Source organism: Pelagirhabdus alkalitolerans (assembly GCF_900096905.1).
GTDB classification, from domain to species: domain Bacteria; phylum Bacillota; class Bacilli; order Bacillales; family Amphibacillaceae; genus Pelagirhabdus; species Pelagirhabdus alkalitolerans.
The window spans coordinates 149,795-165,393 of the sequence record NZ_FMYI01000004.1; the positions used below are offsets into that span (position 1 = coordinate 149,795).

14 protein-coding genes and 3 riboswitches are annotated in these 15,599 nt (G+C 37.8%); of the genes, 4 read left to right on the forward strand and 10 right to left on the reverse strand.

Going from position 1 to position 15,599, the window contains the following annotated elements; genetic code table 11:
- Positions 1-16: 16 nt before the first annotated feature.
- The 5 genes from purB to BLR62_RS06910 form a co-directional block, all read right to left on the reverse strand.
- Entirely contained in the window at positions 17-1,312 is a 1,296-nt protein-coding gene (purB, locus tag BLR62_RS06890; RefSeq protein ID WP_090795130.1) for an adenylosuccinate lyase, read from the reverse strand.
- A gap of 12 nt (positions 1,313-1,324) precedes the next feature.
- Positions 1,325-2,449 carry a 5-(carboxyamino)imidazole ribonucleotide synthase gene (purK, locus tag BLR62_RS06895; RefSeq protein ID WP_090795132.1) on the reverse strand — a complete coding sequence of 375 codons (1,125 nt, stop codon included), beginning with the start codon at positions 2,447-2,449 and terminating at the stop codon, positions 1,325-1,327.
- Positions 2,430-2,921 carry a 5-(carboxyamino)imidazole ribonucleotide mutase gene (purE, locus tag BLR62_RS06900; RefSeq protein WP_090795133.1) on the reverse strand — a complete coding sequence of 164 codons (492 nt, stop codon included), beginning with the start codon at positions 2,919-2,921 and terminating at the stop codon, positions 2,430-2,432. Before purE ends, purK begins: the two co-directional genes overlap by 20 nt.
- Before the next feature lie 204 nt (positions 2,922-3,125).
- Positions 3,126-3,224: riboswitch (purine riboswitch) on the reverse strand.
- A 77-nt stretch (positions 3,225-3,301) separates the two neighbouring features.
- On the reverse strand, positions 3,302-3,481 hold the full coding sequence (locus tag BLR62_RS06905) for an NETI motif-containing protein (protein WP_245719423.1): 180 nt from the start codon (positions 3,479-3,481) through the stop codon (positions 3,302-3,304).
- Positions 3,459-4,094: a DUF2179 domain-containing protein gene (locus BLR62_RS06910; RefSeq protein WP_090795137.1), complete on the reverse strand. Its 636-nt coding sequence runs from the start codon at positions 4,092-4,094 to the stop codon at positions 3,459-3,461. Before BLR62_RS06910 ends, BLR62_RS06905 begins: the two co-directional genes overlap by 23 nt.
- Positions 4,095-4,196: 102 nt before the next feature.
- Here BLR62_RS06910 and BLR62_RS06915 point away from each other — a divergent pair, with 102 nt between their 5' ends.
- The gene (locus BLR62_RS06915) at positions 4,197-4,511 is read left to right on the forward strand and encodes an Hsp20 family protein (RefSeq protein ID WP_090795140.1); all 315 of its coding nucleotides are present in this window, start codon (positions 4,197-4,199) and stop codon (positions 4,509-4,511) included.
- A gap of 46 nt (positions 4,512-4,557) precedes the next feature.
- Here BLR62_RS06915 and BLR62_RS06920 read toward each other — a convergent pair whose 3' ends face one another.
- Positions 4,558-5,865 (reverse strand): NCS2 family permease, encoded by a 1,308-nt coding sequence (locus BLR62_RS06920; protein ID WP_090795142.1) that lies wholly within the window; start codon positions 5,863-5,865, stop codon positions 4,558-4,560.
- Positions 5,866-6,017: 152 nt separating this feature from the next.
- Positions 6,018-6,118: riboswitch (purine riboswitch) on the reverse strand.
- A 340-nt stretch (positions 6,119-6,458) separates the two neighbouring features.
- Here BLR62_RS06920 and BLR62_RS06925 point away from each other — a divergent pair.
- Complete coding sequence (locus tag BLR62_RS06925) at positions 6,459-8,081, forward strand: PTS transporter subunit EIIC (protein ID WP_090795144.1); 1,623 nt, start codon at positions 6,459-6,461, stop codon at positions 8,079-8,081.
- 80 nt (positions 8,082-8,161) lie between these two features.
- On the opposite strand, the gene BLR62_RS06930 is transcribed toward BLR62_RS06925, so the two are convergent.
- On the reverse strand, positions 8,162-8,722 hold the full coding sequence (locus BLR62_RS06930) for a maltose acetyltransferase domain-containing protein (RefSeq protein WP_090795297.1): 561 nt from the start codon (positions 8,720-8,722) through the stop codon (positions 8,162-8,164).
- A gap of 170 nt (positions 8,723-8,892) precedes the next feature.
- Between BLR62_RS06930 and BLR62_RS06935 the strand changes: the two genes are divergently transcribed.
- Positions 8,893-9,771 carry an AraC family transcriptional regulator gene (locus BLR62_RS06935; protein WP_090795147.1) on the forward strand — a complete coding sequence of 293 codons (879 nt, stop codon included), beginning with the start codon at positions 8,893-8,895 and terminating at the stop codon, positions 9,769-9,771.
- Positions 9,772-10,473: 702 nt separating this feature from the next.
- On the opposite strand, the gene BLR62_RS06940 is transcribed toward BLR62_RS06935, so the two are convergent.
- Entirely contained in the window at positions 10,474-11,349 is an 876-nt protein-coding gene (locus BLR62_RS06940; RefSeq protein ID WP_090795149.1) for a DUF6612 family protein, read from the reverse strand.
- Positions 11,350-11,606: 257 nt separating this feature from the next.
- Here BLR62_RS06940 and BLR62_RS06945 point away from each other — a divergent pair, with 257 nt between their 5' ends.
- On the forward strand, positions 11,607-12,503 hold the full coding sequence (locus tag BLR62_RS06945; protein ID WP_218119764.1) for a polysaccharide deacetylase family protein: 897 nt from the start codon (positions 11,607-11,609) through the stop codon (positions 12,501-12,503).
- A 415-nt stretch (positions 12,504-12,918) separates the two neighbouring features.
- On the opposite strand, the gene BLR62_RS06950 is transcribed toward BLR62_RS06945, so the two are convergent.
- Positions 12,919-13,551, reverse strand: coding sequence for a hypothetical protein (locus BLR62_RS06950; protein ID WP_090795152.1), 633 nt, complete (start codon positions 13,549-13,551; stop codon positions 12,919-12,921).
- A gap of 328 nt (positions 13,552-13,879) precedes the next feature.
- Positions 13,880-15,451: a glutamine-hydrolyzing GMP synthase gene (gene guaA, locus BLR62_RS06955; RefSeq protein ID WP_090795155.1), complete on the reverse strand. Its 1,572-nt coding sequence runs from the start codon at positions 15,449-15,451 to the stop codon at positions 13,880-13,882.
- A 45-nt stretch (positions 15,452-15,496) separates the two neighbouring features.
- Positions 15,497-15,598, reverse strand: a riboswitch (purine riboswitch).
- Position 15,599 lies beyond the last annotated feature (1 nt).

Sequence of the window (15,599 nt, forward strand, 5' to 3'; positions counted from 1 at the left end):
TCTTTTGTAGTAATAGTTAAGCTAAGCCAATTCGCTTAAAGATTTGATCGACATTTTTCAAATGATACGTGTGATCAAAACATGCATCGATCTCACTTTGTGTTAAAAGGTTTGTAATCGCTGCTTCAGCTTCAACCAATCCTTTAAAGTGTGTGCCTGTCTCCCAAGCTTTCATCGCATTTGGTTGGACTAAATCATAAGCTTTCTCACGACTCATCCCTTTATCAATGAGTGACAGAAGCACGCGTTGTGAGAAAATCACACCGTGTGTGCGGTCAATATTACGCTTCATATTCTCTGGGAATACCGTCAAGTTCTCAACAATACGACCAAATCGGTTCAGCATATAATTGAGTGTAATCGTCGCATCTGGCAAGATGACACGCTCACTTGATGAATGGGAAATATCACGTTCATGCCACAGTGCAACATTCTCATAAGCCGTCATCATATAACCACGCATGAGACGTGCCATTCCAGTCATATTCTCAGAGCCGATCGGGTTACGCTTATGAGGCATTGCTGAAGAACCCTTTTGTCCTTTAGCGAAGAACTCTTCTACTTCTCGTGTTTCAGTTTTTTGTAGCCCTCTTATTTCTGTCGCGAATTTCTCAATTGATGTTGCAACAAGTGTTAAGGCTGATAAGTACTGTGCATGACGATCACGTTGAAGCGTTTGTGTTGACACTTCTGCAGCTTTTAGGCCAAGTGCTTTACACACATAAGCTTCAACTTGTGGATCAATATTGGCATACGTTCCGACCGCGCCTGATAATTTACCCGTTTCAATGGAAGCAGCTGCTGCATTAAATCGCTCTAAGTTTCGTTTCATTTCTTCATACCATAGCGCCATCTTTAAACCGAACGTTGTCGGCTCTGCATGAACACCGTGCGTACGTCCCATCATCACGGTATCTTTATGATCGATTGCCTTTTGTTTTAAAATCGCGATAAATGATTCAATATCTCGGCGGATAATGTCATTCGCTTGTTTAATTAAATAAGAAAGAGCCGTATCCACGACATCCGTTGATGTTAAACCGTAATGAACCCATTTCTTTTCTTCACCGAGTGTTTCTGATACAGCACGTGTAAAAGCGACAACATCATGACGCGTTTCTTGTTCAATCTCTAAAATTCTTTCCGTCTTAAAAGAAGCATTCTCTCTCAGTGCCTTCACGTCTTCAGCTGGAATGACACCTAGTTCACTCCACGCCTCACACGCAAGTAGCTCTACTTCTAACCATGCTTTAAATTTATTCTCTTCTGTCCAAATAGCACCCATTTCTTCTCTTGTATAACGTTCAATCATTCGATTGTCCCCCTAAATAAGTTTATACTCTTCTAATTCTTTAACTAGCGCATCTCGATTTTGATGAACAAATGTTAAGTGACCTAGTTTTCGTTTAGGTTTTATCTCATCCTTACCGTATAGATGCAAGTGCGCTTTTTCTAGTTGACTGACATCATTTATATATTTATTTAAGTTGTCCCCTAATAAATTAACCATTACCGCACCACCATGGAACCAAATCGGTAATAACGGAAGCCCGCAAATCGCTCGAATATGTTGTTCAAATTGAGACACGCTGCATGCTTCGATCGTATAGTGTCCTGAATTATGTGGTCGTGGTGCTAATTCATTAACAAAAATATCTTCACCTTTTACAAACAACTCAAGTGTAAATGTACCGACAACGTCAATCTCATCAGCAATCTCTTTCGCTGCTTCTTTTGCTTTTGTTTCGACAGTACTTGAGATGTTTGCAGGTACAGTTGTCGTATGTAATACATGGTCTCGATGAACATTTTCACCAATTGGGAAATACGCTATTTCACCCGTTCGGTTTCGCGTAAATACAACGGATATTTCAAGATCAAACTGGACAAATGCTTCATAGATCAAGCGCTGATTCGAATCGAGCAGTGCACTTGCTTCATTTAAATCGGCTTCTGAATGAAGCATCACTTGGCCTTTGCCATCGTATCCACCACGACATGTTTTCAAAACGCCAGGATAACCGATCGATTGAACCGCTCTATCCAGTTGTTCTTTCGTTTGAACAATTTGAAATGGTGCTACTGGTTGATTCGAATCAACCATCGCCTGTTTTTCTTTTTCACGGTCTTGTGTCACTTCCAATGACCTAGCACCTTGTGGCAGTAGTCCCATTTTTTCAAGATAGGTTGCCGCTTCTAAATCAACATTTTCAAATTCATACGTCACAACATCGCAACGCTCGGCTAATTGTTTGACCGCTTTTAAATCATCATAAGCTGCCACAATTTGATCATCTGCAAGTTGAGCAGCCGGAGCATTAGGTGTTGGGTCAAGCACAATCAAGCGATACCCCATATGACGTGCTGTTGTTGCCATCATTCGACCAAGCTGACCACCACCGATAATTCCGATTGTTTGTCCCCACCAATTACTGGTTGTCAAGTTGATCCCTCATTTCTGATACTTTTTCTTTCATATTTATTTGATGTTGCGTGAGACGCTCAGCTAATGTTTCATCTTCGGTTGCTAGAATTTGGGTTGCTAATAATCCAGCATTTTGTGCCCCTGCTTTACCAATTGCTACTGTGGCAACTGGAACACCTGCTGGCATCTGAACAATCGAGAGCAATGAATCAAGTCCATCAAGTGCTTTGGATTGAATTGGAACACCGATCACAGGAAGGGTTGTTTTACTTGCGACCATTCCAGGTAAATGTGCTGCACCACCAGCTCCAGCGATAATCACTTTTAGCCCTCTTGACCTTGCCGATTCTGCATATTCAAACATGTCTTCAGGTGTGCGGTGAGCAGAAATCACTTCTTTCTCATAAGCAACACCTAAGTCATCTAAACGATTTGTGCATTCTTTCATTGTCTCCCAATCTGAAAGACTACCCATGATTACACCAACTACTGCCATTTTTAAATCCCCCCGCTTCTATTCAATTCTTTAAAAATAAAAATGCCTATCCATTTCTCCCATGTTATATGAGAGAAGATGAATAGGCGTTTTACATAAACGAATATACTTTTTGAATAATACCGTGCCCAAACACGCATATTCATATCCCGGTCAAACTTACCCATTTAATATCTCATTAAAAAGGAATTATTTTGATCGGTTGAATGGTTCATCTTCCCTCATAGTCCATCATTTACGGCGACGGGTAGAAACTTTTGAGCCTTATTCTCAAATTATATGAGGTTAATTATATTATTTAATTGGTAGATTGCGTGTTAAGCATAACAGAAGCCTTTAGCTTAGTCAACTAAATTCGAACGTTATTCGCAACATTATACTTAACGTTCGTCTTTTCGTTTGATTGCATCAAAATATATAACGCGATCGACGGGCTCATATGCCTTTTGATCGTTAGAGCCTGTCTCTTTAAATATAGGCTTCTCAGTACGTCTAACCGGTTGATAACCTAGTTTTTCGATCCGTTCTAGACAAGCTTCAATCGTTTCGTTTGTCTCCACTTGGAACCGCTGCTTGTTCTTCTTGTTCTGTTTGTTGTTCTTGTTGTTCTGCTTGTTCTTCTGATTCGACACTTTGTTTAATCTTTCCCTTCCTCACTTGTTTCACCCAGAAACCGCCATTAATTTGTTTCGGTTCATATGAAATAATGAATGCTTTTTCATCAATCTGTTTAATCGTTTCATATAAATGGAGCTCATATTTTCTTGGCGTTAGGATCTGCATGGATAAACGATCACCCTCCATACCATATGCATACCAACTTGTGACGCCATAACCTTTTTCACGCAATTGCTGTGTAAAATTAATTTCCGGATCGGAAGAGATCACATTGACTGTAATATAACCCAGTGCCAACCGTTCCTCAATTTTGGATCCTATAATAACACCTAAGCCATAACCAATACCGTAAGCAAGTAAGTTCTCAATTTGATCTAAGTTATCTAATACAAGCCCTAAACCTAACACGTAAATCATAATTTCAAGTGTTCCAATTACTGCCGCAATATACTTTTGACCTTTCAATGTTAAAATGACACGAATTGTAGAAAATGAGACATAAATAATATTGATCACTAAAATAATACTAACCATCATAATGGCACTATCTAACATTACAAAACCTCCTACGGTTATTGTATAATACCCATTCATCTTTTTCTAATGAACCATACTATCAACTTTTGAATAGATTAACAATAGGTTATGTATGAGGAGGTGTCTAATATTCGAAAAGAGAAGAAAAAATATCACTTGTTATCAACTCAACTTCACGATAAGGCTAAACACATGACGTGTTATTTATTTATTCCAAACATTATTAATGAAGAAACAATCAAAGTTTATGCAAAAGATCAACAACTCTTTGTAATAGGTGAAATTAAAACATCCTCAAACTTAGACGATCAACCCTCGGTTAAAGAAGCATTTGAATTAACTTTTGAGCTTCCCATTAAAGTTGAGTCACACGTTATTTCAGTCGATACGTTACAAGATGGATTGAAAGTACAAATAGAGGAGAAAAAGTGGTAAAAAAATACGTGTCTACAGCGATCATAGACACGCATTTTATAATCATTTACTCTGCTAGGAAAACGAGATAAAGAACAAATATGATTGATAACACCCACATTAATGGATGAATCTCTTTTCCTTTCCCTTTTGCCGTCATCGTAATCGGATAGAAGGTAAAACCTACCGCAATACCTGTTGCAATACTATAAGCAAGAGGCATAATGATAATGGTTAAAAAGGCTGGTACAGCAATTTCGAACTTATCCCACTCAATCTCTTTTAATGTCGTTGCCATCATAATCCCGACAATAATAAGTGCTGGCGCTGTAACAGCAGACGTAACAACATCTAAAAGTGGTGAGAATAATAGTGCCAATATGAAAAATCCTGCAGTAAATACAGATGTAAGCCCTGAACGACCACCAGCCCCAACACCTGTTGCTGACTCTACATACGAAGTCGTTGTTGATGTACCTAACGCTGCACCGGCAACTGTTGCTGTTGAGTCAGCAAGTAGTGCACGACCTGCACGTGGTAGTTTACCCTCTTTCATTAGACCTGCTTTTTCTGCTACCGCTACAAGCGTACCTGCTGTGTCAAAGAAATCAACAAATAGGAATGTCAACACAACACCAACCATTTGAATCGTAAATAGTTCATCTAAATTCATGAATGCTTGACCGAATGTCGGTGCAAGACTTGGCACTTCACCAACAATCGCATTCGGTAAGTCAATTTGACCAACCACAATCCCTGCAATAGCTGTGATGACCATACCATAAAAGACACCACCACTAACATTTAGTGTAATTAAAATAACTGTGACGAAAAGACCAAATGTCGCAAGCGCTGTTGGGCCATGTGTGAAATCACCTAGCGCTACTAATGTTGCATCATAACCGACAATAATACCTGAATTTTGGAACCCTAAAAAAGCAATGAATAAGCCAATACCCGCACCAACTGCTAACTTTAATGTTGAGGGAATCGTATTAATGATTTTTTCACGTACGCCTGTTAATGTTAAAATAAGAAATATAATACCTGAAACTAAAACACTGCTTAAAGCCGTTTCCCACGGAATACCATACCCTAAGACAACTGTGTAAGCGAAAAATGCATTTAACCCCATACCCGGAGCAAGCGCAATCGGATACTTCGCGTATAGCCCCATCACTAATGTACCAATGGCAGCTGAAAGTGCAGTCGCTGTGAAAATTGCACCTGGATCCATTCCTGTGGCACCATCTGCAGCCAATGTCTGCGGGTTAACAAATAAAATATAAGCCATCGATAAAAACGTCGTTAGGCCTGCCATAAACTCTGTTCGGACGTTTGTCCCCAATCGATCTAATTCAAAAAATTCCTTCATTTTCTCTCTTCCCTTCATTTAACTCGTCGTTAAACCTTAGCCAGAATGTCGCATCCCCCTCATGCGACAAAAGAGCTCTTGATTTCATATAATCAAGAGCTCTTTAGCTAACCAGAAGAAAAGATCCATATACCAAAGCGAGGTACACGTATCCCTTACTTTATCTTCTGCGTAGACAGACCATTTACGGTGGTCGGTAGAAACTCTAGAGCCATATTCTCAAGATTATACGACGAATATTTAGTTTAGTTTTAATACATGATTTATCATACTAGGGAAAAATAGAAACGTCAACACCTAAAAACGAATATTATTGAAATATTTCATTCCAACGTTCGTTAAATAACCTCTTTAATAACTTAATTGTTTTGAATGTTCACTCTTGTGACGTGTTTGTTCACATATATTTAGGTGTCCTTTCGCAATTTTTTGCAAAATGGTTTAAAATTTTTATAAAAGTGGTAGAATATATTGAGCAAACGTTTTAATAGGGGTGTACTAGTGAATCGAGGGCTATTCATTTTGCACCCTACTCGTAAGACGTCTAACGTTTGTGCTTTTATTTACTATAATTTTTTTGGGGGGTTTTATAAATGAAAGATAAGGTAATGGAGACACTCCAAAACCTTGGTCGAACATTTATGTTACCAATTGCCTTACTACCGGCAGCCGGTATTATGTTGGGCTTTGGTGCGTCTCTTACAGGTGACGCATTTGTTGATCTTTATGGTTTAGAAAACGTTCTTGGTGATGGCACGCTTTTAAATGGTATACTATCCGTTTTTGCTGATGCCGGGGATGTCGTATTTGGTAATTTACCTTTACTATTTGCTATTGCAGTTGGTTTAGGTATGGCACGAGCATCTAAAGAGGTTGCGGCTCTTTCAGCTGCTGTTGGTTATTTACTTATGTACGCTGGTATGACAAGTGCTATTGAAAACTTCGGTGATATTGAAGAACTTCAAGAAACCGCAGGACTTGTTGGCTCCGTACTAGGTTTTGAAGAAACACTAAACATGGGTGTGTTTGGTGGTATTATTATCGGTCTTATTGTTGCATACTTACACAATCGCTTTTATAGAATTGAATTACCTGATTGGCTATCATTCTTCTCAGGTACTCGTTTCGTACCAATTATTTCAGCATTCGTTGGTGTTCTTGTTGGTATCTTAATGTCATTCTTATGGCCATTTGCCGGTTCAGCAATCGCTTGGTTAGGTGAAGCAGTTGCTGACTTAGGTTATGTTGGTACATTTATTTACGGTTTCGTTTACCGTGCGTTAATTCCATTGGGACTTCACCACGTCTTCTACTTACCATTCTGGCAAACCGCTCTTGGTGGTGTAGCAGAAGTTGGTGGACAAACAGTAGAGGGTGCGCAGAATATTTTATTCGCCCAATTATCTGCTGGTGAACCTATTGATCCTGAAGCCGCTCGATTCTTCTCGGGTATGTTCCCGTTCATGATCTTCGGTTTCCCTGCAGCTGCATTTGCAATGTATCAAGCAGCTAAAGAAGAGCGTAAAAAAGACGTTAAAGGTTTAATGATCTCTGCATCATTAACATCAATCTTTACTGGTATCACAGAACCCATTGAGTTCTCATTCCTATTCGCGTCTCCATTCTTATACTTTGGTGTACACGTTGTATTAGGTGCCTTCTCATTCGTGCTTATGCACATGCTTGAGGTCGGTGTTGGTTTAACCTTCTCTGGTGGTCTTATTGACTTTGTTCTATACGGTGTTCTACCAGGTCAAGGTATGACAAACTGGATTCCAGTCATTATTGTTGGTGTCATTTACGCGTTTGTTTATTACTTCGTGTTCCGCTTCTTCATCGCTAAATTTGACCTGAAAACACCAGGTCGTGAAGATGATACACAAGAATCTAAGCTTTATACGAAGAAAGACTATAAAGCTAAAAAAGCTCAAGAAAAATCTGGCGTAGATGAAATGTCTAAAGATATCGTTGATGGCCTTGGCGGTGTTGATAACTTAAACGACGTTAGTAACTGTGCAACGCGTTTACGTGTCAATGTCAAAGATGGCGAAGTTGTTAATGAAGGATTATTGAAATCAACGGGCGCTGCTGGTGTAACAGTCCGCGGTAATAACGTTCAAGTTATTTACGGACCTAAAGTAGCAAACATTAAATCAAATGTGGATGAATACATCCAAACACTTGATCAAGATTCTTCAGATTCTTCGAATTCGTAAGACATAATCATCATTAGCCCTCACTTATAAGAATCAAAAAACCGTCTGTTTACATAAACAGACGGTTTTTTACGTTTAAACTAAACTTCAATTTTTTTAATGATCTTTGCTGGATTACCACCGACAACAACAGCATCCGGAACGTCTTTTGTAACAACAGCACTAGAAGCAATTACTACATCATTTCCAATTGTCACACCAGGATTAATAACAGCACTTCCCCCGATCCAAACATTATCACCGATCTCAATCGGTTTAGCAAACTCATATCCAGAATTACGTTCAGTCGGATCCAGTGGATGGGTCGCTGTATAAATTTGAACCCCAGGCGCCAGCATACAGTTATCACCAATCTTCACGGGCGCGACATCTAATATGGTACAATCAAAATTAGCCATGAAATTTTCACCAACATGTATGTTATAGCCATAATCGAACCGAACATTAGGTTCCATTGACAAATGGTCACCTGTTGTCCCTAACATGTTCTTCAATAACTCAAGTCGTTTTTCTTTCTCGTCTGGTTTTGTATGGTTGTATTGATAAACTTGTTCTCTTATGAACTGGCGATCTTTCACTAATTCAGGATCACCCGGTGCATACATCTCACCGTTTATCATCTTTTCTTTTTCCGTCATGATTTTCATCCTCTCACCTCTTATTTGAACCTTTATTATATCGAACACTTTTGTTTACATAAAGCATAAGCTCATTTTCAATCATTCAAAATAGAATCGATTAAATTAAACACAAAAAGTCGGATGTTTAGTCCATGTATCATTTAAACTTATTCATATCAGGAGGTTAGTCGATGGATATTTTAACAGGAATGAACCAAGCAATTGATTATTTAGAAGATCATTTAACAGAAGAAATTGAGACAAAAGAGTTAGCACAGCTCGCCCATTGTTCAGAGTATCATTTTAAACGGATGTTTTCCTCTTTAACGGGGATTCCACTTTCAGAGTATATACGGAGGCGCCGATTATCGTTAGCTGTCTATGACTTGAAAGAAACAGATTTGAAAATTATTGATGTTGCTGTTAAATATGGGTATCGTTCAGCAGATGCATTCACCCGTGCATTTTATGCGATGCATCAAGTTTTACCGTCTCACGTCCAACGTGGGGAAGCATCCGTTGTCACCTATTCTCGACTAACACTTCACTTAAAAATTGAAGGAGGTATATCGATGAAGTACCGTTTAGTAGAAAAAGATTCATTTAATATCGTTGGATTAAAGAAAAGAGTTGCGATCCAGTTTGAAGGCGTAAACGAAGAGATTGAAAAGTTAGCACAACGCATAACACCTGAGGTGGCTGATGAGTTAATTGAGTTATCAAATGTGGATCCTAAAGGCATCATTAATGCATCCACCCATTTTTCTGAAGGTCGAATGGAAGAACAAGGCGAACTCGATCATTACATTGGTGTTGCGACAACACTTGATACCCATCATTCATTTGATGAACTAAATGTCAATGCAGGAACATGGGCTGTGTTTGAATCAACAGGCCCTCAACCTGAAACCCTACAAAACACATGGGGACGCATCTATTCTGAATGGTTCCCTACATCAGGTTATGAAGCTGTCGAAGGCCCCGAAATATTATGGTCAGATCAACAAGAAACCGATCAAACCGAGTACAAAACTGAAATATGGATTCCGGTGAAAAAAGTGATTGATTAAACGTAATGGCGAGGGTGAGTGAAACTCATCATCGCCATTCTTTTTGGAGTAGATAATTGACGAATTTTAACTTTTATCGTCGAAATGATTGACGATTAACATGATATTGACTACCTTTGCTCTATAACAACCTCACAACATTTTAATGCTTAAGGGAGGTTTTAAAAGTCAAGCAAACAATCGTACTCATTATATCTCTTTTTGTTATAGCAAGTTGCCATAGACAAGAAACCCAATTAACAGTAGATCATGTTATCGATCACATAGAAGCAGAGGGGATTGAAGTCACTGAAGTCAGTTCTGATGAGATTCATGAAGACTATGCCTTTAATAAATCTTTAAAAGGGCAAAACCCAACTCTACTTAACGTCAATGATCAACAACTAAGCATATATGCCTTTCCATCAAAATTTGATGTAGAACTTGGTATTGACGAATTTGAAAATAAAGTAGCAACTGCTACACTCACTGAACACAAACGATATAATATTGATCATTTATTACTGTTTTATATTTTCTCGGGGCAGCCAAAAGATCCTGAGATTGACATGGCGATCAAGGAGATTGAGAAATAAATCCTTAAAGCTCTATCACTTTGAATGATAGAGCCCCCATAAAGTTAAAACAAGCCTATTTCACAGTTTAGACACTGTAAAATAGGCTTGTTTAATGTTAATTAGATTATCAATTTCGAACACAAAATCAAATGCCTGGAACCTCATTGAAATCATCCATCTCTTCAGCGTTATCCAGCACGTCTTGAGGGATTGAAACAGCATCAATCTCATTGAACTGCGACATAACTATGTGTGTTTCCTCTTCTGATGTAATGGCTTGTCCCATCGCATCTACCGCCATGACCATATTCATCCTCCCTTCAGTCTGATAATAACTATCCTTGGATATCGTGATCGAATAATCAAGTTCCTTAAGTTCCATCATTCCAAAACTACTCTCTATACCTTCTTCCAAGCGCGGAACATCTGTATTCAGTCCTTGAAGATCTTCCATCAGCTCATCCATATGAATCTCTTCGGTCATCAGTGTAATGTGATAATACTCATCATCTTCTTCAAGTGAAAGATCAGTCACGTACTGTTCTAGAAACTGAAGCTGCTCCTCTGGATTCATCTGCATGCCTGACATCGTGAACATTTCATTCGAATATGATTCCGGAAACTTCATCCAGTTTCCGATCTCTGGATCCTCCATAAACATACCTTCCTCTTCATGAAAATAAGAAAGATAACGCATCTTAGTTTCATCAGTTTCAGTTCCGGCTAGACCCTCTACTTCACTAAGGTCCATGATCGATTCCTGTTTAAAACTCATGGGATCGAGAGTAATCTCCATGAAACTCTCAGCATGAACCACCATGCCTTCAGCACTTTCTTCCCCCATATCAATGTGCTGATTCATGTCCATTTCAACAGCGTACGACTCTAGCTCTTGCATAACCTCCTGTGACTCTTTCAAAATATCTTCAGCAGATTCCCCGGATTCAGACTGTTCTCCACAGGCTGCGAGTATAAGCATCAGTACGATGACTACAAAACCGATTATTCTTTTTTTCTTCATTAAAACTCCTCCAAAATAATAAATTTTCTTCCTTAAACTTCAAATCATTTTTTGAACTTATAAAAATTTGCCCTCTTGCATATCCTACAAAAAATAAATACTACTTCTATATTTTAACATTTCAGGAATGCCCCTTCAATGAAATCATGTGATAAGGTTTTAAAGATGTTTTTTTATTGTTGTTTGATTGATACATGACAGATACAATAGTTAGGTAAGAGCAGACACAATGACTAGGAAGTCTAGGAGGACATACAGTGAAACTTATTTTATTAGCGATTATGCTATTTGTTTTTGCAGGATGTGCAGACAACAATGATGATCAGACAACAGATGAACCTGAAGAGATAACTGATAACGATGAAAATTCCGATGAAATACAAGATAATGATGACGAGCAGGATGAGGCTGATCCAATTGAAGAATCAGAACCTGATTATGATCAATTAAAAGAAATAATTATTGAAGAATTTGAGGATGCTACCCCAACAGAATGGGGTGAGAATATTGACGGCGTCGTAACAGAAATAGACACAGATGATAAAGTGGTCTCATTAACGTTTGACGCGTGTGATGGCACACCAGATACGTATGATGAAGAACTAATTGAATTTCTAATTGAAGAAGAAATTCCTGCTACTTTATTCATTAACGCTCAATGGATTGAAGAACATGAAGAGATTTTTACTGATTTGGCTGAAAACCCTCTGTTTGAAATCGCGAACCATGGACACGACCATAAGCCCCTTTCCGTAACAGGAGAATCTGCATATGGCATAACAGGAACAGAGTCCCCAGAAGAAGTATTTAGTGAAATTTATAAGAATCAACAACTTATTACCGAACTGACAGGAGAAACACCTGACTATTTCAGATCAGGAACGGCTTATTATGATGATGTTGCAGTTGAAATAGTTAAATCATTAGGATTAACAGCTGTAAACTACAACGTTTTAGGAGATGCAGGTGGCACTTTTGATAAAAATCAAATTGTTAGTGCGTTTGAATCCGCTCAAGAAGGCTCCATTTTCTTATTTCATATGAATGAACCAGACTCAGATATTAGTGATGGTGTAATAGAAGGCGTTCAAATGTTAAAAGACCAAGGCTATGACTTTGTCCAGCTTGGTGAATATGATGAGCAATTGAAGTGAAAATGAAGCTAGGAAGTAGACTAGTATTATTGCTTAAAGAGAACTTTTATAGGAATTTGTCTCAATTCAATCACTACATATATGTGGAAATTATGCCTGCTGAAACAAAAATGATGGTGATTCAATTTTCTAAATAAAGAGCGAATCACCATCAATGATCTTTAAGTCTTTAGAGTTATTTACCTTCACCATATCTTTAGTTGAACAGCTATTAGCATGCTAAATATGCACGATCAAATCATATAAGCTTTTGCTTAGACTAACGTTGGTTGTAAATCAACAGACTGATGGCAAACACAGTTTTCACCTGTTATTTCTAGTCGAAAGAGGTTCATTGTTTTGATACGCTTTTTTCTTTAATACTCTGTTCGTTGATGTTTGTTGTATAAACGAATAGTCTGATTATCGATTGAGTTTATTTAATTTCTTTTTTAAAACAAATAAAAGTAACTATTCCAAAAAGATAATATAATATAGAAAAATATATACTAATATTTAGTTCCATCACAAAAAATAATAGAGAAAATAATAAAATACATACTAACGATGGGATCTGATCAATCACATTTTTTATACCTACCATAATATCTTCCATTTCATTTCTCTTAAAACCACCCGCATAACCTTCCACAGGTTTATTATGAAAAATATATATAATGTTTTCTGTCCCTAAGGCAATAAAGGTATATGTTAAAATTTTAAATATGAAATTATTGCTAATTACCTCTTGGTTAAAAATTGAGCTCAACACTATGACAGGAACTAAAATAACTAATAAAAAGAAAATAACAAATGCATTTTTTTCAACTATGAATCTCCTTAGTTTTTCATCAGTTAGATTCTGTTTTTTATAGAAATTTTCATTAACCATTATAAATCGATAAACAGAACTGGATAATATCATTATTGCAATAAAAAACAACCATTGCCACTCGGGCATCATAACATTTGCAAAGGTTAATACTGAAATTAACCCAATAACCAATCCAATTAATTCTTTTCTAGCTTCTTTTTTAAAAAAATTGTTCCATGTACTCATAAAATACATGTTAATCTTCCTTTCATAATAAATATTTCTAAATATCAAATATGAGAATGGCTGTAATAAAAAAGATTAATGTATTAACTTTTCTCCCTTTATAAGTTTATTCGTGGGAAAATCTCTTTTTTTGTGAATGTTGTTGATAACTTTATTCACATAAAGTATTTTACACTACTTACTAATATTCTACAGCAACTTCATTTAATAAAAAATCACAAAAGAAAACACGTTTTATAGCAGCTTACAACTCCCACAAAACGTGTTTAGATTCTTATAAAATAAATTGACTCATATCCCTCACCAAATTCATTTGACAATGAATCGTTCTTCTAAACTATTCCCACTCAATCGTTGCTGGTGGCTTGCTCGTTACGTCATACACGACGCGGTTAATTTGATCCACTTCATTGACCATACGTGTTGAAATCTTCTCAAGTACATCCCACGGGATTCTCGCCCAATCGGAAGTCATACCATCAATGGATGTAACAGCACGGATACCAATGGTATAATCATACGTTCTCGCATCGCCCATGACGCCGACACTTCGAATGTCTGGTAGGACGGTGAAGTATTGCCAGATATCTCGGTCGAGTCCTGCTAATTTAATTTCATCTCGCAAAATAGCATCTGATTCACGTACGATTTCTAATTTTTCTTCAGAAATCTCACCTAACACGCGGATTCCTAATCCTGGTCCGGGGAATGGTTGGCGCCAAACAACACCTTCTGGTACACCTAATTCCAAACCAAGCTCTCTTACTTCATCTTTGAATAAAGTGCTCAGTGGCTCGATTAATTCAAATTGCATGTCTTCCGGTAGGCCACCAACATTATGGTGTGATTTAATCGTTTGTGCCGTTTCTGTACCTGATTCGACGATGTCTGTGTACAGTGTTCCTTGAGCTAGGAAATCCATTTCTTTTAGACGATCTGCTTCATCGTCAAACACGTATATAAATTCATTCCCAATAATTTTACGTTTTTCTTCTGGATCAGACACGCCTTTTAGCTTGTCTAAGAAGCGCTGCTTCGCATCAATGCGAATGATGTTCATATCAAAGCCATCACGGAATGTTTCCATGACCATGTCGCCTTCATCTTTACGTAATAAGCCATGATCAACAAAAATACATGTCAATTGATCCCCAATTGCTTTATGAATTAGTGCAGCCACAACAGATGAGTCAACACCGCCACTTAAGGCACATAGTACTTTTTTGTCTCCTACTTGTTCGCGAATGGTCTCTATTTCTTGTTCAACGAAATTGGCCATTGTCCAATCACCTTCACAGCCGCTCACGCCAAAGACAAAGTTCTTTAGAATATCATTGCCATAAATCGTGTTGCGTACTTCTGGGTGAAACTGAACCCCGTAAATTGGTTTTTCTTTATGATGCATCGCAGCAATTGGCGTTGATGGATTCGTTGCCTCGATATTAAAATCAGCTGGAGCTGATACAACTTTATCACTATGACTCATCCACACCGTCTGGTTATGAGGCGTTGAAGTGAAAAGATCCGCTCCTTCTTTTATATCAATATCAGCCTTTCCATATTCACGTTCATTTGACCGTTCAACCGTTCCACCAAAATGATGCGTAATCAACTGCATCCCATAACAAATCCCTAAAACGGGGATATCTAGATCAAATATTTCTGGGTTTATCTTAAAGCTATTGTCGTCATAGACACTGTGAGGTCCACCAGATAGTATAATCCCTTTTGGATTCATTTCTTTAATTTCATCAATTGTTAAACGATGTGAGTGAAGTTCACTATACACACCGAACTCACGAATACGTCGTGTGATCAATTGATTATATTGGCTCCCATAATCTAATACTAAAATCATTTCATTTTCCACTCGCTTGTCATCTCCTTCAAATGCGCGTTTATTTCTCATTTAAAAAACCTCTGCCTTTAAAAAAAGACAGAGGCAGAAAAATTGATCACAATTATCTGCCTCCATAGTCAGGAATTTTAAGGATTCCCGGTAGATACTCTCGAACCGTATTATCGAGGATATACAGAGGTGCATGTTTATATTGTAC